The 19,986-nt window shown below is 71.5% G+C and carries 20 protein-coding genes and 1 tRNA gene; 12 read left to right on the top strand and 9 right to left on the bottom strand.

Annotation, left to right across the window (positions count from 1 at the left end; genetic code table 11):
• Window positions 1-89 precede the first annotated feature (89 nt).
• The 3 genes from AS594_RS22105 to AS594_RS22095 all read left to right on the top strand — a co-directional run bounded on the left by AS594_RS22105 (window position 90) and on the right by AS594_RS22095 (window position 2,098).
• Window positions 90-1,319, top strand: coding sequence for a helix-turn-helix domain-containing protein (locus AS594_RS22105; RefSeq protein WP_069928663.1), 1,230 nt, complete (start codon window positions 90-92; stop codon window positions 1,317-1,319).
• A 5-nt stretch (window positions 1,320-1,324) separates the two neighbouring features.
• Window positions 1,325-1,936, top strand: coding sequence for an oligoribonuclease (orn, locus tag AS594_RS22100; protein ID WP_069928662.1), 612 nt, complete (start codon window positions 1,325-1,327; stop codon window positions 1,934-1,936).
• 89 nt (window positions 1,937-2,025) lie between these two features.
• Window positions 2,026-2,098: transfer RNA gene (locus AS594_RS22095), tRNA-His, on the top strand.
• 77 nt (window positions 2,099-2,175) lie between these two features.
• On the opposite strand, the gene AS594_RS22090 is transcribed toward AS594_RS22095, so the two are convergent.
• Window positions 2,176-3,249, bottom strand: coding sequence for a LacI family DNA-binding transcriptional regulator (locus AS594_RS22090; protein ID WP_079144468.1), 1,074 nt, complete (start codon window positions 3,247-3,249; stop codon window positions 2,176-2,178).
• A 283-nt stretch (window positions 3,250-3,532) separates the two neighbouring features.
• Between AS594_RS22090 and AS594_RS22085 the strand changes: the two genes are divergently transcribed.
• The 4 genes from AS594_RS22085 to AS594_RS22070 are packed head-to-tail and all read left to right on the top strand — an operon-like array spanning window position 3,533 to window position 8,299.
• Window positions 3,533-4,873: an ABC transporter substrate-binding protein gene (locus tag AS594_RS22085; RefSeq protein ID WP_069935292.1), complete on the top strand. Its 1,341-nt coding sequence runs from the start codon at window positions 3,533-3,535 to the stop codon at window positions 4,871-4,873.
• Entirely contained in the window at window positions 4,873-5,904 is a 1,032-nt protein-coding gene (locus tag AS594_RS22080) for a carbohydrate ABC transporter permease (protein WP_069932340.1), read from the top strand. Before AS594_RS22085 ends, AS594_RS22080 begins: the two co-directional genes overlap by 1 nt.
• Complete coding sequence (locus AS594_RS22075; RefSeq protein WP_069928658.1) at window positions 5,901-6,776, top strand: carbohydrate ABC transporter permease; 876 nt, start codon at window positions 5,901-5,903, stop codon at window positions 6,774-6,776. The genes AS594_RS22080 and AS594_RS22075 overlap by 4 nt, the downstream gene beginning before the upstream one ends.
• Window positions 6,777-6,817: 41 nt before the next feature.
• The gene (locus AS594_RS22070; RefSeq protein WP_069935291.1) at window positions 6,818-8,299 is read left to right on the top strand and encodes a GH1 family beta-glucosidase; all 1,482 of its coding nucleotides are present in this window, start codon (window positions 6,818-6,820) and stop codon (window positions 8,297-8,299) included.
• 75 nt (window positions 8,300-8,374) lie between these two features.
• On the opposite strand, the gene AS594_RS22065 is transcribed toward AS594_RS22070, so the two are convergent.
• Complete coding sequence (locus AS594_RS22065) at window positions 8,375-9,247, bottom strand: SCO4651 family lipoprotein (RefSeq protein WP_069935290.1); 873 nt, start codon at window positions 9,245-9,247, stop codon at window positions 8,375-8,377.
• A gap of 208 nt (window positions 9,248-9,455) precedes the next feature.
• On the opposite strand from AS594_RS22065, the gene AS594_RS22060 reads away from it, so the two are divergent.
• The 3 genes from AS594_RS22060 (at window position 9,456) to AS594_RS22050 (ending at window position 11,052) form a co-directional block, all read left to right on the top strand.
• A complete protein-coding gene (locus AS594_RS22060; protein WP_069935967.1) occupies window positions 9,456-9,989 on the top strand; it encodes a hypothetical protein in 534 nt (177 codons plus the stop codon).
• 82 nt (window positions 9,990-10,071) lie between these two features.
• Window positions 10,072-10,443, top strand: a complete 372-nt coding sequence (locus AS594_RS22055; protein ID WP_069930691.1) for a cupin domain-containing protein — start codon at window positions 10,072-10,074, stop codon at window positions 10,441-10,443.
• 168 nt (window positions 10,444-10,611) lie between these two features.
• The gene (locus AS594_RS22050) at window positions 10,612-11,052 is read left to right on the top strand and encodes a CBS domain-containing protein (protein WP_079144469.1); all 441 of its coding nucleotides are present in this window, start codon (window positions 10,612-10,614) and stop codon (window positions 11,050-11,052) included.
• 132 nt (window positions 11,053-11,184) lie between these two features.
• Here AS594_RS22050 and AS594_RS22045 read toward each other — a convergent pair whose 3' ends face one another.
• From AS594_RS22045 to AS594_RS22030, 4 genes are all read right to left on the bottom strand, one after another.
• Window positions 11,185-11,484, bottom strand: coding sequence for a DUF3303 family protein (locus tag AS594_RS22045; RefSeq protein WP_069928654.1), 300 nt, complete (start codon window positions 11,482-11,484; stop codon window positions 11,185-11,187).
• Window positions 11,485-11,695: 211 nt separating this feature from the next.
• On the bottom strand, window positions 11,696-13,222 hold the full coding sequence (locus AS594_RS22040; protein ID WP_069935289.1) for a glycoside hydrolase family 18 protein: 1,527 nt from the start codon (window positions 13,220-13,222) through the stop codon (window positions 11,696-11,698).
• Window positions 13,223-13,394: 172 nt separating this feature from the next.
• Window positions 13,395-14,831 carry a sensor histidine kinase gene (locus AS594_RS22035; protein ID WP_069935288.1) on the bottom strand — a complete coding sequence of 479 codons (1,437 nt, stop codon included), beginning with the start codon at window positions 14,829-14,831 and terminating at the stop codon, window positions 13,395-13,397.
• Complete coding sequence (locus AS594_RS22030; RefSeq protein ID WP_069928651.1) at window positions 14,828-15,517, bottom strand: response regulator transcription factor; 690 nt, start codon at window positions 15,515-15,517, stop codon at window positions 14,828-14,830. The genes AS594_RS22035 and AS594_RS22030 overlap by 4 nt, the downstream gene beginning before the upstream one ends.
• 76 nt (window positions 15,518-15,593) lie before the next feature.
• Between AS594_RS22030 and AS594_RS22025 the strand changes: the two genes are divergently transcribed.
• Window positions 15,594-16,181, top strand: a complete 588-nt coding sequence (locus AS594_RS22025; RefSeq protein ID WP_079144843.1) for a hypothetical protein — start codon at window positions 15,594-15,596, stop codon at window positions 16,179-16,181.
• Between the two features lie 17 nt (window positions 16,182-16,198).
• Here AS594_RS22025 and AS594_RS22020 read toward each other — a convergent pair whose 3' ends face one another.
• Window positions 16,199-17,065: a spermidine synthase gene (locus AS594_RS22020; RefSeq protein ID WP_069935287.1), complete on the bottom strand. Its 867-nt coding sequence runs from the start codon at window positions 17,063-17,065 to the stop codon at window positions 16,199-16,201.
• An 81-nt stretch (window positions 17,066-17,146) separates the two neighbouring features.
• Window positions 17,147-17,638 (bottom strand): hypothetical protein, encoded by a 492-nt coding sequence (locus tag AS594_RS22015; RefSeq protein WP_176741104.1) that lies wholly within the window; start codon window positions 17,636-17,638, stop codon window positions 17,147-17,149.
• Window positions 17,639-17,875: 237 nt separating this feature from the next.
• Between AS594_RS22015 and AS594_RS22010 the strand changes: the two genes are divergently transcribed.
• A complete protein-coding gene (locus AS594_RS22010) occupies window positions 17,876-19,213 on the top strand; it encodes an NsdA family TPR-like regulatory protein (protein WP_069935286.1) in 1,338 nt (445 codons plus the stop codon).
• 25 nt (window positions 19,214-19,238) lie between these two features.
• Here AS594_RS22010 and AS594_RS22005 read toward each other — a convergent pair whose 3' ends face one another.
• Window positions 19,239-19,835, bottom strand: coding sequence for a histidine phosphatase family protein (locus AS594_RS22005; protein ID WP_069935965.1), 597 nt, complete (start codon window positions 19,833-19,835; stop codon window positions 19,239-19,241).
• Window positions 19,836-19,986: the final 151 nt, after the last annotated feature.

Below are 19,986 nucleotides of genomic sequence, written 5' to 3'. Positions count from 1 at the left end.
CATGGGTATATACGGCGGGGGAATCATGCAGGACCGAGGGGAAACGTGCAGGACCGAGAGGACGCGAACACCGAGGGGGGCTTAGCGTCATGAGCCAGGACTCCACTGCCGTACCGGAGGCCGCGCGGAAGCTCTCCGGACGCCGCCGCCGGGAGATCGTAGCGGTGCTGCTCTTCAGCGGCGGCCCCATCTTCGAGAGCTCCATCCCGCTCTCTGTGTTCGGCATTGACCGGCAGGATGCAGGAGTGCCCCGATACCGACTGCTGGTGTGTGCCGGCGAGGACGGACCACTGCGCACCACGGGGGGGCTGGAACTCACCGCCCCCTACGGCCTGGAGGCGATGAGCAGAGCAGGCACCGTCGTCGTACCGGCGTGGCGGTCCATCACCTCGCCGCCACCGCCGGAGGCGCTGGACGCGCTGCGCCGCGCCCACGAGGAGGGCGCCCGCATCGTGGGGCTGTGCACCGGCGCCTTCGTACTGGCGGCCGCCGGGCTGCTCGACGGGCGCCCGGCGACGACGCACTGGATGTACGCGCCGACGCTCGCCAAGCGCTATCCGTCGGTGCACGTCGACCCGCGCGAGCTCTTCGTCGACGACGGCGACGTCCTGACGTCGGCCGGCACGGCGGCCGGAATCGACCTGTGCCTGCACATCGTGCGGACGGACCACGGCACCGAGGCCGCCGGAGCGCTGGCCCGCAGGCTGGTCGTACCACCGCGCCGCAGCGGTGGACAGGAGCGCTACCTCGACAGGTCTTTACCAGAGGAGATCGGCGCCGACCCGCTGGCCGAGGTCGTCGCCTGGGCGCTGGAGCATCTCCACGAGCAGTTCGACGTGGAGACGCTGGCCGCGCGCGCCTACATGAGCCGCCGCACGTTCGACCGGCGTTTTCGTTCGCTCACCGGGAGCGCTCCCCTGCAATGGCTGATCACTCAGCGGGTGCTCCAGGCGCAGCGTCTGCTGGAGACGTCCGACTACTCAGTCGACGAGGTCGCGGGCCGCTGCGGCTTCCGGTCGCCGGTCGCGCTGCGCGGGCATTTCCGGCGCCAGCTGGGCTCGTCCCCGGCCGCGTACCGGGCCGCCTACCGGGCCCGGCGTCCGCAGAGCGAGATCCACGCGGTCCCGTCCGGGATGTCCGGGGGCGGCCAGGTCGCCGACGCGGTGCCGCAGCAGGCCAGGCGCACGGCGGCGGCGAGTACGCCGTCGGGCCCCTCGGCGACCACGTCCGCGGCGCAGGAGCCGGGCAAGCCCGGCTCCGACGTGTACACCCCCGGGCGTCCGACGCTGCCCGGCCAGCGGGAACGCCCCGTAGGGTGAGACACATGAACGATCGCATGGTGTGGATCGACTGCGAGATGACCGGGCTCTCGCTGACGGACGACGCACTCATTGAGGTGGCCGCACTGGTCACCGACTCGGAGCTCAACGTGCTCGGCGACGGGGTCGACATCGTGATCCGCCCGCCGGACGCGGCCCTGGAGACCATGCCCGAGGTGGTGCGGCAGATGCACACCGCCTCGGGCCTGCTCGACGAGCTGGCCGGCGGCACGACGCTGGCCGACGCCGAGGAGCAGGTCCTGGCGTACGTACGCAAACACGTGAAGGAGCCCGGCAAGGCCCCGCTGTGCGGAAACTCGGTCGGTACCGACCGCGGTTTCCTGCTGCGTGACATGTCGACGCTGGAGGCGTACCTCCACTACCGGATCGTGGATGTCTCGTCCATCAAGGAGCTGGCCCGGCGCTGGTTCCCGCGGGCGTACTTCAACAGCCCGGAGAAGAACGGCAACCACCGGGCGCTCGCCGACATCAAGGACTCCATCGCGGAGCTGCGCTACTACCGGGAGGCGGTCTTCGTGCCGCAGCCTGGGCCCGACTCGGAAACGGCGAAGAAGATCGCCGCGAAGTACGTGCTGCCCGCGGAACCCGGGCAGTAAGCACCGGTGAGGCCCGGTTAAACCCGGGCGCGAGCACCCTCTGGGACCCTGTACACTTTTTCTCAGCCGGTCGGAAACGACCGGCCACGGTGGGTGTAGCTCAGTTGGTAGAGCACCTGGTTGTGGTCCAGGTGGCCGCGGGTTCAAGTCCCGTCACTCACCCTGATCGATCCGAGCCCCTGACCTGGAAACAGGTCAGGGGCTCGGTCGTTTTGCCGTGGGGCCGCGCGGCGGCGCCGTCAGGACGACGTGCGGGTGATCAGTTCGGTCGGGAACACGCTCAGGCGCGGTGCCATCGCGCGGGTGCCCGCCGGGCGCCGGTCGGCGATCTCCTCCAGCAGCACGCGGGTCATCTCGCGGCCCATCTCCTCGATCGGTACGCGGACGCTGGTCAGCGGCGGGTCCATGTGGCGGGCGATGGGCGAGTCGTCGAAGCCCACCAGCGCCACGTCTCCGGGAACGCTGCGGCCCCGCTCCCGCAGGACCTGGCGGGCGCCCGCCGCCATCACGTCCGACGCGACGAAGACGGCGTCGAGGTGCGGGCTGCGTTCGAGCAGCTCGTTCATGGCGCGGCGGCCGCCCTCCTCGGTGAAGTCGGCGGGGGCGATCAGCCGCTCGTCGACGGCGAGGCCGCCCGCCGTCAGTGCCTCGCGGTAGCCGTCGAGACGGCACTGGGCGCCGTACACCTCCAGCCGTCCCGTGATGGTGGCTATCGTGCGGCGGCCGCGCGATATGAGGTGGGTCACCGCTCCGCGCGCGCCGGTGACGTTGTCCGCGTCGACGCAGGCGAGCGGCTCCTGCTCGGAGCGGCGGCCGCTGATGACCGTCGGGATGCCGAGCCGGACCAGCAGCTCGGGCAGCGGATCGTCGGCGCGTACGGAGACGAGCAGGACGCCGTCGACACGGTGGCCGGCGAGGTAGTTGGCCAGGCGGCCGCGCTCGCGGTCGCTGCCGACGATGGTGAGCAGCAGCTGCATCTCGGTGCTGTCGAGGGCGGCGCTGACGCCGCGCACGATGTCGGAGAAGTACGGCTCGGCGAAGAAGCGGGACTCGACCTCGGGGACGACGAGCGCGATGGCGTCCGTGCGGTTGGCGGCGAGTGCGCGGGCCGCGCGGTTCGGTACGTACCCCAGCTCGTCCACGGCGGCCTCGACGGCGGCGCGCGTCTCGTCGCTGACGCGCGGGGAGCCGTTGACCACCCGGGAGACGGTGCCCCGGCCCACACCCGCCCGTGCGGCCACTTCTTCGAGAGTGGGCCGCCCGCCGCTCCGGCTCCCCCGGCCTGCCTGACCCCGGATTCCCCGCGTCACCATCGTCCCGACCTCCCCATACTGTGCGCCGTCCGGGCGCCCTCCGGTCGCCGTCCGGCGCTGCGCAATATCTCATAGCGATCCGGGACAGCAAATCCTGCTGTCCGGCGCCTTGACACCCCCGCAAGGAGCCGCGAACCTTCAACACATCACACATGGGAGCGCTCCCACAGTACCTGAGTCATACACATCCCGCACGTTCCCCGCCCGCGCCGCAGCCGCAACTCACGTACGTATCCATGCAGTTGGCCGGGGGGTCGGCACGTCAGGGCACAAGGAGGACGCAATGCGCACCAGCACCCGAACACGTCGCAGAGCGGTGGTCGTCGCCGCCGTGGTCGCACTCGGCGCGGGTCTGCTCGGCGGCTGCGCCGAGGACAGCGACGAGGGAACCGGCGGCGGTGGCTCCGGTGGCAGCAAGAAGGACGCCAAGGGCAGGACCGTCATCGAGATCGGCACCTTCGGCGTCTTCGGCTACAAGCAGGCCGGGCTCTACGACGAGTACATGAAGCTGCACCCCGAGATCCTCATCAAGGAGGACGTGACCGAGCGCGTCGACACGTACTACCCGGAACTGCTGACGCACCTCGCGGCCAACAGCGGCCTCCAGGACATCCAGGCCATAGAGGTCGGGAACATCAACGAGATCGCCACCACGCAGGCGGACAAGTTCGAGGACCTGTCGAAGGCCCCGGGCATCGACAAGTCGAACTGGCTGGACTGGAAGTGGGCGCAGGGGACCGCCAGGGACGGGCGGACCGTCGCGCTCGGTACGGACATCGGGCCGATGGGCCTGTGCTACCGCAAGGACCTCTTCGCGAAGGCTGGGCTGCCGACCGACCGCGAGGCGGTGGGCAAGCTGTGGGCGGGCGACTGGCAGAAGTACGTCGACGTGGGCAAGCGGTACAAGGCGAAGGGGCCCGGGGGAACCACCTTCACCGACTCGGCGGCCGGTCTCTTCGCCGCCGTCAACAACGGTTACGCGGAGCGGTTCTACGACGGCGACGGCAAGCTGATCTACAAGGACAGCCCGGCCGTGAAGACCGCCTGGGACCTGGCGATGCAGGCGGCCGAGGGCGGACTGACCGGCAAGCTGAAGCAGTTCGACAAGGCGTGGGACCAGGCGTACGCCAACGGGACCTTCGCCACCGTCTCCTGCCCGCCGTGGATGCTCGGCTACATCAAGGAGAAGGCGGGAACGGCCGGCGAGGACAAGTGGGACGTCGCGGCGGCGCCCAAGCCGGCCAACTGGGGCGGCTCGTTCATCGGCGTACCGAAGGCCGGCAAGAACAAGGCGGAGGCGATCAAGCTCGCGGCGTGGCTGACCGCGCCCGAACAGCAGGCGAAGCTCTTCGACAAGCAGGCGAGCTTCCCGTCCACCCCGCCGGCGTACGACCTGGACGTGGTCTCCGGCGCCAGGAACCCGTACTTCGGCGACGCGCCGACCGGCCAGCTCTTCGCCGAGGCGGCCAAGGGCATCCCGACCCTGGTGCTCGGCCCGAAGGACCAGCAGATCGGTACCGCTTTCGGTGATGTCGGCATCCTCCAGGTGGAGCAGCAGGGCAAGAGCCCGCAGGAGGGCTGGAAGGCGGCTCTGAAGGAGATCGACAACGCGGTGGACGGCTGATGCGTCCGTACACCGACCAGTCCGGCCCGGCCGCGTCCCCTTCCTCGGGGGACGCGGTCCCGGCCCCGGACCGCCGGGCGACAGCGGCGGTGGAGCGGCCGCAGGCCGGTGACCGCCGCCGGGCGTGGCGCAGCAGGCGCTACCGCTGGGACACGAAGTACAGCCCGTACGCCTTCGTCGCGCCCTTCTTCGTGTTCTTCGCGGCCTTCGGGGTCTTCCCCCTCCTCTATACGGGGTGGTCGTCGCTGCACCGCGTGTCGTTGTCGGCGCCGAACGACATGGAGTGGGTGGGGCTGCACAACTACACCCGGCTCCTGGAGGACGAGTTCTTCTGGAACGCGCTGCGCAACACCTTCACCATCGGGGTCCTCTCGACGGTGCCGCAGCTGCTGATGGCGCTCGGCATCGCGCATCTGCTCAACTACCGGCTGCGCGCCTCGGGCTTCTTCCGGGTCGCGATCCTCACGCCGTACGCCACGTCGGTGGCGGCAGCGACCCTCGTCTTCGTGCTCCTGTTCGGGCGCGACTACGGGATGATCAACTGGGTGCTGGACGCCGTGGGTCTCGGGAAGGTCGACTGGCAGAGCGGGACGCTTTCCTCGCAGGTCGCGGTGTCGACGATCGTGATCTGGCGGTGGACCGGGTACAACGCGCTGATCTATCTGGCCGCCATGCAGGCGGTGCCGAACGATCTGTACGAGTCGGCCGCGCTGGACGGGGCCACCCGGTGGCAGCAGTTCCTGCACGTCACCATCCCGTCGCTGCGGCCGACGATCCTCTTCACGGTCGTCGTCTCGACGATCGGCGCCACGCAGTTGTTCGGTGAGCCGCTGCTGTTCGGCGGGGCGGGCGGGCAGAAGGGCGGGGCGTCGCACCAGTTCCAGACGCTCGGGCTCTACCTGTACGAACAGGGCTGGTTCAACTTCCACCTCGGGCGGGCCTCCGCGATCGCCTGGTCGATGTTCCTGATCCTGCTGATCGTGGCGGGCGTCCACCTGCTGGTCGCCCGCCGGTTGAGGAAGAGCCAATGAAGCCGACGAAGCCGACGCCGCAGCGCCGGCCGGTCCTGCGCGGCCGGGCCGGACGCCACCTGCACGGCGGTCCCCTCACGTACGCCGTCCTGATCCTCTTCACCGCCGGGTCGCTGTTCCCGCTCGTGTGGACGGCGATCGCGGCCTCCCGCAACAACACCCGGCTGTCCCAGACGCCGCCGCCCTTCTGGTTCGGCGGGAACCTCTTCAAGAACCTCCAGACCGCGTGGACCGACGCCAACATGGGGCTGGCCCTGCTCAACACGGCGGTGGTGGCCGGGACCATCGCGCTGGGGACCGTGCTGTTCTCGACGCTGGCCGGTTTCGCCTTCGCCAAGCTGCGATTCCGCTTCAAGAACCTGCTGATGCTCCTGGTCGTGGCCACGATGATGGTGCCGCCGCAGCTCAGCGTCGTACCGCTGTTCATGACGGTCGCCGAGCTCCAGTGGACCGATCAGCTCCAGGCCGTCATCCTGCCGACGCTCGTCAGCGCGTTCGGGGTCTTCTTCATGCGCCAGTACCTGGTGCAGGCGCTGCCCAGCGAACTGGTCGAGGCGGCGCGGGTCGACGGGGCGAGCAGCCTGCGGATCATCTGGCACATCGTCTTCCCCGCCGCCCGGCCGGCGATGGCGGTGCTGGGCATGCTGACCTTCGTGGCCGCGTGGAACGACTTCTTCTGGCCCATCATCGCGCTGACGCAGGACAACCCGACGGTGCAGGTGGCGCTCGCCAACCTCGGGCAGGGCTTCGTACCCGACCAGTCGGTCATCATGGCCGGCGCCCTGCTCGGCACGCTGCCGCTGCTGCTGGCCTTCGTGCTCTTCGGGCGCCAGATCGTGGGCGGAATCATGCAGGGCGCGGTCAAGGGCTGAGTGGCTCCACTTCCCTTCTCTCTCCTACCGGGAGCGTTTTGATGACTGAGAGCACTGAGAGCACGGACGGCAGCGAGAGCAGTGCGGGCTTTCCGCCCGGATTCCTCTGGGGCTCCGCCACCGCCGCCTACCAGATCGAGGGCGCGGTACGGGAGGACGGCCGCACTCCGTCGATCTGGGACACCTTCAGCCGTACGCCGGGGAAGGTACTGGGCGGCGACACGGGCGACGTGGCCGTCGACCACTACCACCGGATGCGGGACGACGTACGGATGATGGCGGACCTGGGGCTGAGCGCGTACCGCTTCTCCGTGTCCTGGCCGCGTGTGCAGCCGGGCGGGAGCGGTCCGGCGTCCGGGCGCGGGCTCGACTTCTACCGCGCGCTGACGGACGAGCTGCTGGCAGCGGGCATCACGCCCAGCCTGACCCTGTACCACTGGGATCTGCCGCAGGAGCTGGAGACCCCTCGCGCCGGCGGCTCCGCCGCGGAGGGCGGCTGGCCCCAGCGGGACACCGCGAACCGCTTCGCGGAGTACGCGGGGCTCGTCGCCGAGGCGCTGGGCGACCGCGTGGACCTGTGGACGACGCTAAACGAGCCCTGGTGCAGCGCTTTTCTGGGGTACGGCTCCGGGGTGCACGCGCCCGGCCGCACCGACCCGGTGGCCGCCCTCCGCGCCGCCCACCACCTGAACCTGGCGCACGGCCTGGGCGTACAGGCGCTGCGGGCCGCCCTGCCGGGGCGGGCCCGGATCGGTGTGAGCCTCAACCCGAGCGCGGTCCGGCCGCTGACGCGGTCGGCGGACGACCTGGACGCGCAGCGCCGTATCGACGCCCTCGCGAACCGGATCTTCACCGGGCCGATGCTGTCGGGTGCGTACCCGTCGGACCTGATGGCCGACACGGCGCACCTGACGGACTGGTCGTTCGTACGGGAGGGGGACGCGGCGACGGCCGGCGCACCCCTCGATTTCCTGGGCATCAACTACTACGCGCCGACCGTGGTTTCCGGCTCACCGCCGGGAGGGGACGCCGACCGCCACGACGATCACGGTGCAAGTGACCACTCGCCCTGGCCCGGCGCGCAGTCCGTCACCTTCCACCGGCCGCCGGGCGAACTGACCGCGATGGACTGGTCCGTCGACCCGACCGGCCTGTACGACCTGCTGACGCGGTACGCCCGTGAGGCACCGGGGCTCGAACTGATGGTGACCGAGAACGGCGCCGCCTACGACGACAAGCCGGGCCCCGACGGCGCCGTCCACGACCCGGACCGCATCCGCTACCTGCACGGACACCTGGCGGCGGTGCGGCGGGCGATGCTGGACGGCGCCGATGTCCGGGGCTACTTCCTGTGGTCGCTGCTGGACAACTTCGAGTGGGCGTACGGCTACAGCAAGCGCTTCGGCGCGGTGTACGTCGACTACGAGACGCTGGAGCGCACGCCGAAGTCGAGTGCGCGGTGGTACGGGCGGGTGGCGAGGACGGGCGTACTGCCTTCCGCCGTGCCGGACGCCGCCAGGTGAGCGGCCGGCCCGGGGCTGCCGCCACGGGGGATCTCCCGTTCGGGGCGGGCGTCAGCGGCCATGTCACAGGGCTGCCTACTGCTTCGCCCTGCCGGTCAGGTCGGCGGTCCGGGCCGCTGCCGGGGGTTCGACGTCCAGCTCGGCACCGAAGTCGCTGAACTCGATGACGGTCCGGACGTCGGCCTTCTGCGGGCCGTCGGCCGCCGCGCCGCCGGGCGCCTTCAGGTGCATGTCCATCTGCTGGCGGCGGATTCGCCCGTCGTCGTCCAGCCACACGTCCATCGGCAGGGTCGGCCCGAGCTGCTTCTTCAGCCGGTCGGCCTTGGCCGGGTCGCCCGTGCGGGCGAGCTTGTCGACGTCGACCGTGACGCGGTAACGGGTGGTGTTCGTGCCGGCGATTTGCTCCGTGCCGATCTTCTTGACGTCCTTGTCGGTCACGCCCTTGGCGAAGCCGGCGGACTCGGCCGGGTCGTTCACCTGCGAGGAACCGCCGTTCTGCTGGGCAGCCTTGGCGAGGTCGATCTTGACCCAGGGCTTCTTGCCGGGGACCTTCGCCTGCTGCGCCTTGGGCAGCTTCTGGTAGACGATGCCGTCGACCACCCGCTGCTCGATCCTCTGGCCCCCGGCCGAGAGCGTCATTTCGCTGTCGCCCTCGGAGAGGTCGATGACGCCCTGGCCCTTGGCGGCCACGGACTTGCCCTGGGCGGAGGTGCGCGTGGTCAGCGTCATGCGCGCGGTTTCCGCCTCAGCGGTCTTGTCGTAGGCGGTACGCACAGCCGCGGTGCCGTCCTCCTGAACGCCCGGGCTCTTCTTCTCGGCCTGGTTCTTTTCGGCCGACTTGTCACCCGCGTCCGAGCTGTCGCTCCCGCACGCCACCAACGCGGTGCACGCGACGGCTCCCGCCACGCCCATGGCTCCGGTCCTCAGGCCCTTGCGTAACTCGAACATGGAACCTCCACTTTCCGTGATGGTCGTTCAGTTGAATGCTTGACCTGGCATCAGGTGCCCTTCCCCCGTCCGATTACGCGGGAATTATGCGGACCCGCGCCTTCCGCCCGTGAGGTGCCTGAAGGGCTGATCTTCATCCGGCGGACTGTGCTGGGATCAGCGTTCGTTCTAGGCTTCCGTGAGCCGAACGGGTGGGATGGTGGGGACCATGGACGTGCCGAACGTCGTCGGGGACTGGCAGGAATACCAGTCCGAGGAATGGGCCGGGCTGCGCGTCCGGGTGCACGGCCTCAAGAAGGCCGTACCGGCGCGCGGGCGGCACGACGACGCCAAGGGACTGACCTACGTCAGCTTCCAGGTCACGTTCGAGAATCGCGCTTCCACGTTCTTCTCGGTCGATCTGCACGGGCATCCCGAGCACTACGACGTCCGCGTGGGCCGGAACGGCAACGGCGCTTTCGTCGACGAGTACGCGGCCGACGGTATTCGCGACTTCAACCTCTACCCACAGCGCCGGGTGACGGCGACGCTCTATGTCGCCGCGCCCGCTCCGAAGCTCAAGCAGCTCGATATTCAGATCAGTCCGAAAATCGACGAGGAACCGTCCTTCGGCTACGTATGGGTGGGTGCCCTCGGAGTGCACGAGGGTTCCACGAGCGCCGGGCCTCGCACCTCGACGGCGAAATCCGGGGTCGCCAGTGAAGTGGAACGCTTCCTGAAGGGCACCACTTCCGACGACTGACGCGCGACCTGCGAAACGGCCCCCCGCGCGTAGCCTGGAAATGGACTCGGGGACACCAGCGCCCGCCGGGAGGCTGATCATCATGGCCACGCTCGTGTGCAGGAACTTCGACTCCGCCGACGAGACCCGTCCGTTCGAGGAGGGCAAGGGCAGGCTCGATCTGATCAACACCGACCGGGGCCCCGTCGGCCGCGCGGTCTTCGAGCCGGGCTGGCAGTGGTCCAAGCACGTCAAGCCCATCGCCGGGACCGAAAGCTGCCAGGCGGCCCACACCGGTTACATCGCCGGCGGGCGGATGAAGATCGTCATGGACGACGGCGAGAGCGTCGAAGCCGGGCCCGGCGACTTCATCTCCATCGCGCCCGGCCACGACGCGTGGGTGGTCGGCGACGAACCCTGCGTGACCCTCGACTGGGTCGGCTTCGGGGACTACGCCGTACCCGCCGGCTCCTGACCACGCCGGGACCGCGACGCAGGGCAAGCCACCCGGGGGAAGCCACTCGCGGGGGAAGGCCGAGCCGCCCCGGTCCCGAGGGGCGCCCGTACGCCATCCGTGTTGTCATCGGATGGAGGAGAGAACAACGTCCCGAACGCGACGCGGGAGGACCCGGACATCATGGCTATGAACAAGCAGCTCAAGGCCCGCGACATCATGACCAGCGGGGTGCAGTGCGTCGGTGCGCATCAGTCGCTGTTCGACGCGGCGCAGATGATGCGCGACCTGAACGTCGGCTGTCTGCCCATCTGCGGCGACGACAACAGGCTCACCGGCCTGATCACCGACCGCGACATCGTCGTGAAGTGCTGCGCCGAGGGCGTGGACCCGGCGACGGTGCAGGCCGGAACGCTCGGCGGGCACGTGCACTGGATCGACGCCGACGCGGACGCCAACGAGGCGCTCCAGACCATGGAGACGCACCAGATCAAGCGCGTCCCGGTCATCGACGTCGCCGGCGGCCACCAGCTGGTCGGAATGATCACCGAAGCCAACCTCGCGAAGAACCTCACCGACGAGCAGATCGCGGAGTTCGCCACCCGCGTCTACGCGAACGTCGCCGGATAGACCGGACGGCGGGCCCCACCCGGACAGCGCGTCTCACCGCGCTGTCCGACCGCGCTGCCCCGGAGCGGCCGTCCGCCGGCCGCCCGGGGCTCCACCGCCGTACCGGGCCGGGGAAGAGCGGGATCTCGGCCCTCAGCCCCGGGTCTTCAGGCTCTCCAGCCCCTTCTTGAGGTCGTCGGCGTTCATCACCGGCACGATCTCGACCTCCGCGCCGAGTTCCATGAAGAACGTCTCCGCGACCGGGGGCAGCTGCGAGCTGTCCTGCATGTCGAAGATGAACATGCAGGACCGCCGGCCCATGCTGGGGAAGAAGTAGGCGGCCTCGGGCTTGAGCTGTTCCATGACCGAGTTCATCATCTGCGGCATCTTGCCGTTTCTGATCGCCTCGTTCCCGGACTCCGTGTCGACATGGGCGTGCAGCATGACCCTCATGACGTTCGCTCCTTCGGCCCACCACGGCCGGCGCGGTCCCGTCCGCGCGCACTGGAGCCGGGTGGCGTCCCGCTCAGCCTCGCCCCGGGTGATCAGGGCGGCAACATCTCGGCGACCGTCCGTGCGGACGGCGCGCCCCGGCCGTGTGGGGATCCGGCCGGGGCGCGCCTCGGGGGGGTGGCGGTCCTGGAAGGTCGCGGTCTGCCGACCGCTAGTTGTACGCCGCGAACGCCCTGGTGAAGGCCAGCGGCTGCTGCACGATCGAGCTGCACGTGGCGTCGGCGGAGCCCTTCGCGCCGCCCGGGCACTCCTGGTCGCGGGTCGAGGACCACATGGAGAGCCGTCCGATGCCCTTCTCCCCGGCGAACTTCACGAGCTGCGCCGCGTCGTCGACCTTGAAGATCTCCGTGGTCACGTCGTTGACGCCGATCATCGGGGTGACGGCGACCGTCTTCCACGCCGCCGCGTCCGACAGCCCGAACACGCCCTTGAGCTGCGCCTGCGTGGCGGTCGCGGCCTGGACGGCGTACGTACCCATGTCACCGCTGTACGCGGGTCCGTAGTCCATCGCCATGATGTTGACCGCGTTGATCCGCACCCCGTTCTCCCTGGCGTCGGCGAGCAGGCCGATGCCCGGCTGGGTCAGCCCCTCGGGCATCACCGGCAGCGTGAAGGACACGTCGAGGTCCGGGTGCTTCTTCTGGAGCTGGGCTATCGCCCGGGCGCGGCGCGTGTTCGCGGCGCTGTCCGGCAGGGCCGCGCCCTCGATGTCGAAGTCGACCTTCGTGAGCTTGTAGGCGTCCACCACCTTGCCGTACGCGTCCGCCAGCGCGTCGGCCGAGGAACAGCGGAGCGCCAGCTCGCTGCCCGCCGCGCCACCGAAGGAGACCCGTACGTCGCCGCCCCTGGCGCGCAGCGCGCCGATCTGGGCGGCGACCTTGTCGCTCGTCAGGCCCGTGACCCCGCCCCACAGCGGCGCGCAGTCGCCGCCGGACGTGATGAAGGCCAGGTTGAACTCCTTCACGCCGGTCCGGGTGGCGGTGTCCAGCAGGTCGTACGCCGGGTGGAGCGACGTGTCGACGTACGGGGCGAACCTGGCGCCGGTGGCCGCCGGTGGAGCGGTGGCCGCAGGCGCGGTGGCCGGGGGCGCCGTGGTCGGTGCGGCACTCGTCGGTGGCGCGGTCGTGGGGGAGGCGCCGGCCGGGGGAGCGCTCGTCGGCTTCTGCGGGGGAGTGGCGGAAGCGGGCGGCTTCGTGGGCCCGGTCGGCCGTCCGCCCGGCTGCGGCGTGGCGCCCGGGTCGACCGAGCACTTCACCTCGTTGATCAGGCAACCAGTGGGCTCCCCCGCCGTGCCCCGGCCCTCGGCGGAGGCGACGAAGCCGACGGTCACCGACGCGCCGGGCGCCAGGTTCCTGGTCCAGTTCGCGGGCCTGACCGTCACGTGCCGGCCGTCGGCCTCGTACTCGGCGTTCCACAGGGAGCCGATCCTCGTCCCCGCCGGCAGGTCGAATTCGAGCGTCCAGTCCGACTGCGCGGTGCCGGTCTCATTGGTGACGACGTACTGACCGGTGTAACCGCCTTCCCAGCCACTGGTCCTGGTGTACGCCGCGCCGACCGAAGCGGCCTGCGCCGTCCCGGTGAACATGAAAGCCGCGCCACCGGTCACCGCCGCGGCGACGACCGCGCCGAGCGCCTTGGTCCGGCCGCTCGCCGTGCGCCGGTGCGTCGTTGTGCTCATCACGTGCCTGCCTCTGCGTTACGGGGACCCGGGGGGACGGCCCCGGGGTACGGCGTGGGTGACACGCCGTAGGAGTGCGGCAGCACGCTAGCGAGCCGGAAACGGACAAACCGCCGGTTCCGTACGGGGCTCGCGGATCTTAGGGTGCGGTTAAGGAACCCATGGGAGCCAGTTAAAGCTTCAGGCCCGCGGACCGCTTACCGGGCCCCCTGCCCGCGCCTGTCCCCCGCTTGCGGCGCCCCAGCCGGTGACCGTTCTGGTCCCCCGCCGTGCGCCCGCCGGGCCCCAGCCCGATCCAGATGCGGACCTCCGTACCGCCGAGCACCGAATGCCCGATCCGTACGTCGCCGCCCGTCGACTCCGCGACCCGCCGCACGATGTCCAGGCCGAGGCCCGTGGACCCGTCCCTGCCCCCGCTGTTGCCGCGCACCAGGGCCGCCTTCGGGTCGGAGATGCCGGGGCCCGCGTCGGAGACCAGCACGATGACGGCGTCGTCACCGTTGTGCACGTCCACCGAGAAGGCCGTTCCCACGGGGGTGTGCCGGAAGACGTTGCCCAGCAGCGCGTCGAGCGCCGCCACGAGTTCCGGCCGGGCGACGGGGATGCGTACCGGACGCTCGACGCCCGCGAGTCGCACCTTCCGGCCCTCGTCCTCCGCCAGCGCCGACCAGAAGTCCATGCGCTCGCGGACGACTTCCGACACGTCACAGCCCGCGCCGGGGCCCGACCCGGCGGCTCCCTGCGTCTGGGACCGCTGGTCACGTGCCGTACGGATGATCGTGTCGACCTCGCGCTCCAGCTGCTCGACCGCCGCCCTGGTCTGGTCGGCGGCCGGTCCCTCGCCCAGTGAGGCGGCGTTCAGGCGCAGCACGGTCAGCGGGGTCCGCAGCCGGTGCGACAGGTCGGCCGCCAGTTCACGCTCGTTGGCCAGCAGCTGTACGACCTGGTCGGCCATGGAGTTGAACGCGACGGCGGCGGACCGCAGTTCGGTCGGCCCCTCCTCGGGGACGCGTACGCCGAGCCGCCCCTCCCCCAGGTCGTGCGCGGCGCCCGCGAGCCGCTGGGCCGGCTGGACCATCCGTACGCCCAGCCGGTCGGCGACCGCCACCGAGCCGACGATCAGGGCGAGGCCGACGCCCGCCAGCACGAGCCACGCCGTCGCCACGCCGTTGCTGACGTCGTCCTCCGGCACGAACACCTCCACCACGGCGATCTTCCCGCTGGCGACCGCGGTCGGCTGGAGCAGCGCGAAGCCACCCGTCACCTCCGAGATCGACGCGCGGCCGATCCGCCGCGTGGTCTCCAGATCCCGCTGCGCCGCCCGGCGCCGGCCGATCTCCAGCGGCAGGCTGCCGGCCTCGCCGGTGGCCGGGACATGCACGGCCATGCGCCCCTCGATGCCGACCTCGGTGGTCTGGACGGCCCGGTTGAGCGAGTCGCGGTCCGTGGTGATGGACAGGGTGGGGCCGATGGTGGCGGCCCAGCGCTCGGCGTTGGAGAAGGCCCGGTCCCTGGCCATCTCCTTGATGACGAGTCCGAGCGGTACGGCGAAGGCGACGACGACCATCGCGGTGACGGCCAGGCTCACCTTGACCAGCGCCCACCTCATCGCGGCGGCTCCAGCTTCACGCCGACCCCGCGCAGGGTGTGCAGATAGCGGGGGCTCGCCGCCGTCTCGCCGAGCTTGCGCCGCAGCCAGGACAGGTGCACGTCGATGGTCTGGTCGTCGCCGTAGCTCTGCTGCCACACCTCGGCGAGCAGCTCCTTGCGCGCCACGACGACTCCGGGCCGCCCCGCGAGGAAGGCCAGCAGGTCGAACTCACGGCGGGTCAGGTCGAGGCGCGACCCGTCCAGTTCGGCCTGCCGGCGCAGCGGGTCGACCGACAGCCCGCCGACCCGGATCACCCGGGACGGCGGCTCGGCGCCCGCGACGGCGCGGGAGCGCCGCAGGACGGCGGCCATGCGGGCGGACAGGTGCTCGACGGAGAAGGGCTTGACGAGGTAGTCGTCGGCGCCGTCGTTCAGCAGCCGTACGATCTCCGCCTCGTCGTCGCGCGCGGTCGCGATGATCACCGGTACGTCGGTGATGCCGCGCAGCATCTTCAGGGCCTCCGACCCGTCCAGATCCGGCAGACCGAGGTCGAGAATGACCACGTCGAAGCTGAAATGGGCGACCTCGCGCAGCGCCTCCAGTGCCGTACCGACGCTGCGCACCGTGTGGGTGGCTTCGGTCAGGTGCCGGATGAGGGCGGAACGTACGAACTGGTCGTCCTCGACCACGAGCACACTTGCCATGGGCGGCACCGTACGCCATGTGGGGGAGGCGGGGTCCCCCTGGGACGGGGCGTGCGGGTGGTGCAGTATGGCCCCGATGCAACGAGGATTCGTACACGCGATCGCGTGGTCGCTCGCCACCGGCGCGGCGGTCACGCTGTCGTGGTGGGGCGTGCACACGGTGATGTCGGGTACCGCGTACGACCCCCCGCAGGCCCTCCCGATCCCCACCGGACTGCCGGACCGCGCGGACGCCGCGCGGGGCGCGAAGCCGCAGGCGTCGTCGACGCGGCGGCCCGGGAACGACGAGGACGGGAAGCCCTCCGAGCCGCCGCGTCGCTCCGGGTCTCCTTCGGGCAGCCCGGCCGGCCCGTCCGGCTCCCCTCCGCCCAGCCGTACGCCGGACAAGACCGGCGGACCGTCCGGTTCCGCCTCGCCGGCGGGCCCGTCGGCGGCGGCGAACGGGCGGGTCAAGAGCTACAGCACCGACGGCGGCCGGGTCACCTTCGATCTGGGCACGGCCTCCGCCACGCTGGTCTCGGCGACGCCGGCGACCGGCTGGTCGATGCAGGTCTGGAAGGACCCGTCGTGGATCCGGGTGGAGTTCACGGCGGGCACGGCGAGCGTCTCGGTCTTCTGTACCTGGCACGACCACCCGCCGGCGGTCGAGATCGTGAAGTCCTGACCGCCTGTTGTCCCGCGTCACGTGAAGGCGTCCGGCGGCGGCTGCGGTGAGGGCCGGGCGCTCGCGTCGGTGACGACGGCGGCGCCGCCCGTGAAGTCGGCCAGTTCCCGGCCGTGTGCCACCCGGCCGGGGTGCGGGTCGGTCGCGACGCGGCGGGTCCATTCGGCGAGCGGCAGCGCACCGTCCGATGCCAGCAGCACCGCGTTGCCGAACCGCCGGCCGCGCAGCACGGCCGGGTCGGCGGCCAGGGCGAGTTCGGGCCAGACGGCGGCGGCGGTGGCGATCTGGCCACGCAGGTACGCGAGCGGCGGCCCGTCGGCGAGGTTGGCGGCGTAACTGCCCCCGGGCTTCAGCACCCTGCGTACGTCGGCGAGGAATTCGGCGCTGGTGAGGTGCCCGGGTGTACGGGCGCCGCTGAACACGTCGGCGATCACCAGGTCCGCCCAGCCGTCCGCGACCTTGCCGAGACCGGCGCGGGCGTCGCCGGAGCGCACGCGGACACGGGCCTGGGCGTCGAGCGGGAGTTCCCTGCGCACCAGCTGGACGAGCGCCGCGTCCACCTCCACGACCTGCTGCGTGGAGCGGGGCCGGGTGGCGGCGGCGTAACGGGCCAGGGTGAAGGCACCGCCGCCCAGATGCAGGACGTGCACGGGCTGTCCCGGCGGGGCCACGAGGTCGATGACGTGGCCCAGTCGTCGCTGGTACGCGAAGTCGAGGTACGACGGGTCGTCGAGGTCCACGTGGGACTGCGGGGCGCCGTCGATCCTGAGGGTCCAGCCGCGCGGGCGGTCCCGGTCGGGTATCAGCTCGGCGAGTCCGCCGTCGACGGGAGCGGCGACGGGCTCGGGGGCGGCGCGCTCGCGCCGCTTGTTGTTCTTGGCCACGCAGCCAGTATCGGCTGCGCCGCCGCTGAGGGCGTCCGGCCGGGCTCGGCGCACGTGCCGGGACCGGCCCGTGCCGCGGGCTCAGCGCACGCGGTCGGCCGCCTCGATCAGCCGGGCCGCCTCGCCGAGCGCGGCTCTGAGCACGGCGGGGTCGGTGACGGGGCCCGTGTCGTCCGGCGGCAGCAGCCAGCCGGTGCCGGTGACGGACGGCTCCGGGGCCAGGGACGGGGCGTCGGCCCCGATGTCCCCGGTCAGGGCGAGCGGGAGGCGCAGGCCGCGTCCCGAGGTCTGCGTACAGGCGCTGCCCGGCAGGTCCCAGGCGTCCGCGGTGCCCGGCGGCACCAGGAAGCCCAGGGTGGCGCACGAACCGTCGTGCAGGACGGGGCCGACGGCGGGGGCGGAGGCGCGGCGGATGATGTCCACCGCTTCCAGGCCCTGGCGCACCGGGACCGTCACCAGGTCGCACGGGCCGGTACCGGGGCTGTCCGCGGGAGGGGGGACGGCGCTGAAGTCCTGGCTGGGCCTGTGCTGGGCCGTTGACCGTGAGCCTGCCCGTGAGCCGCTGATCTCCATACCGGCCTCCAACAAGGGAACCCTCCTCGCTCGAGTGGGAGCCGCGCTCCCACTCCTCATGGTTCAACGCGCGCCCCGGTAAACGGCTACGGCGCCGCGCCGCCGCAAAGGATGGCAGTTCATGGCAGATCGTGGGTGAGATATCCCGTTTGTAGCGAAACACCGCGTGTTCGACTCGTCACAGCCGGTACGTTTTTGCTCCGCCGAAGCACGCGAACCTTGCGGGAGGTCTTGGCCATGCCGAACAACGACTTCCGCCGACTGCGAGGGTCTCGTTCACCGGCCGAATTCGCCGCCGCCGTCCGCCGGGCTGCGCGTGAGATCGGTGAACAGGTCGCATGCGACGCCCGCTACATCGGACGCGTCGAGGCCGGCGAGATCCGCTGTCCCAACTATGCGTACGAGCGCGTCTTCCTGTACATGTTCCCCGGCCTGACGCTGGCGGACCTGGGCTTCTCGGCCCGAGAAACGGTACGTGGCAGGGGGGCGCGCACCACCACGACCCCTAGCCACAGTGACGAGGAGAGCGACGTGCTGCGTCGCGCGTTCATGACGAGCGGCACCGCCACCATGGCGGCCGCATCCCTGGGCCTCGGCACCGCGCCGGGCGCCTCCGCCGCCGCCCACCCCCCGGCCCCGGCCGCCCTTCCGGGCACGCCCCGCCGCGTCGGCGAGGCCGAGGTCAGCGCCGTGGAGGACGCGGTGCGCCAGATCAGGCTGCTGGACGACCGGCACGGCGCCGACGGCCTCTACAAGCGGGCCGCACAGCCCCTGCGTACCGCCTACGCCCTGCTCGACGCGAGTACGACCTCCCGCAGGGCGATGGCCGACCGGCTGCACACGGGCGCCGGCGAACTCGCCCTCTCGGTGGGCTGGCTGGCGCACGACTCGGGCCGCTTCGACGACGCCCGCTCGCACTACGCCGAGGCACTGGCGACGGCCCGGGTGGCCGGTGACCCGGCGCTGGAGGCGCACGCGTTCAGCAACTCCGCGTTCCTCGCCCGCGACACGGGACGCCCGCGCGAGGCGGTACGGGCGGCCCAGGCGGGCCAGCGCGCGGCGCAGCACGTGGCTTCGCCCCGGCTGCTGTCGCTGCTCACCCTGCGCGAGGCGGGCGGCTGGGCGGGGCTCGGTGACCGGGCGGGCTGCGAACAGGCACTGGTGCGCGCCAAGTTCCAGTTCGAGCGCGGCACGGCGGACGCCGACCCCGAGTGGATGAGCTTCTTCGGGGAGGCGGAGCTGGAGGGGCTGGAGGCGCAGTGCTGGTCGGCGCTGGGCGACTGGGCCCGCGCGGCGCGGCACGCCCGCCGCGCGGCGGCCCTCCAGGACCCCCACTTCACCCGGAACCTGGCCCTCTACAGCGCGGAACTCGCCGACGACCTGGCGCGGGCCGGGGCGCCGGACGAGGCGGCGGCGGTGGGGCAGGGCGTACTCGATCTCCTGGAGGAGGTCCAGTCCGCGCGCGTACGGACGATGCTGTCCGAGACGACCCGTGTGCTGCTGCCGCACCGCCGCTCACCGTCGGTTGCCCCGTTCCTGACGCGGCACGCGAACACCTCACGCAGCGGCGCGTAGGTCTCGCCGGGGGGGCGGGCGCGGGTCAGGCCGTGAGGTGGCCCGTGTCGTTCCAGCGCTCGATCGCCGGGTCGCCGTACGCCCAGCCGAGGACGGACAGGGACGTCGGGTCCAGCCGGATGCGGGCGGCGAACGACACGTCCAGGCCGAGCCAGCGGGCGCCCAGCGCGCGCAGGATGTGGCCGTGCGCGAAGATCAGCGCGTCGCGGTCGGCCGAGTGCGCCCAGGCGATGACCTCGTCCGCGCGGTCCGAGAGCTGCTGGAGCGTCTCACCGTCCGGCACCCCGTCGCGCCAGATGAACCAGTCGGCCTGCCGCTCCTTGATCTCGGCCGGCGTCATGCCCTCGTACGCCCCGTAGTCCCACTCCATCAGCGCGTCCCACTCCTGCGCGCGGTCGGCGAACCCGGCGATGGCGCAGGTCTCGCTCGCCCGCCGCAGGGGGCTGGTGCGCACCTCGGCGTCCGGGAGGCCGTCGAGCGGCGCCCGGTGCAGGCGCTCGCCGAGGAGTTTCGCGCCGCGGCGGCCCTCGTCGAGCAGGGGGATGTCGGTCCTGCCGGTGTGCTTCCCGGAGAGGGACCACTCCGTCTGTCCGTGCCGGGCCAGCAGGATGCGCGGTGCCATGACGATGTCTCCCTGGACGTGCGAAGCGTGCGTGGTGCGGGCGGGGCGAACCGCCCGCACCATCATCGCGCACCGGGCCCAGGGGCAACCTCCGGGGCATTTTCCACGTCCACCTACTCGCGCACCCGGTGCGCACAGTTGTTCTCGTACA

The organism is Streptomyces agglomeratus (genome assembly GCF_001746415.1).
Taxonomy (GTDB): domain Bacteria; phylum Actinomycetota; class Actinomycetes; order Streptomycetales; family Streptomycetaceae; genus Streptomyces; species Streptomyces agglomeratus.
This window is presented reverse-complemented; position numbering and strand designations above follow the sequence as displayed.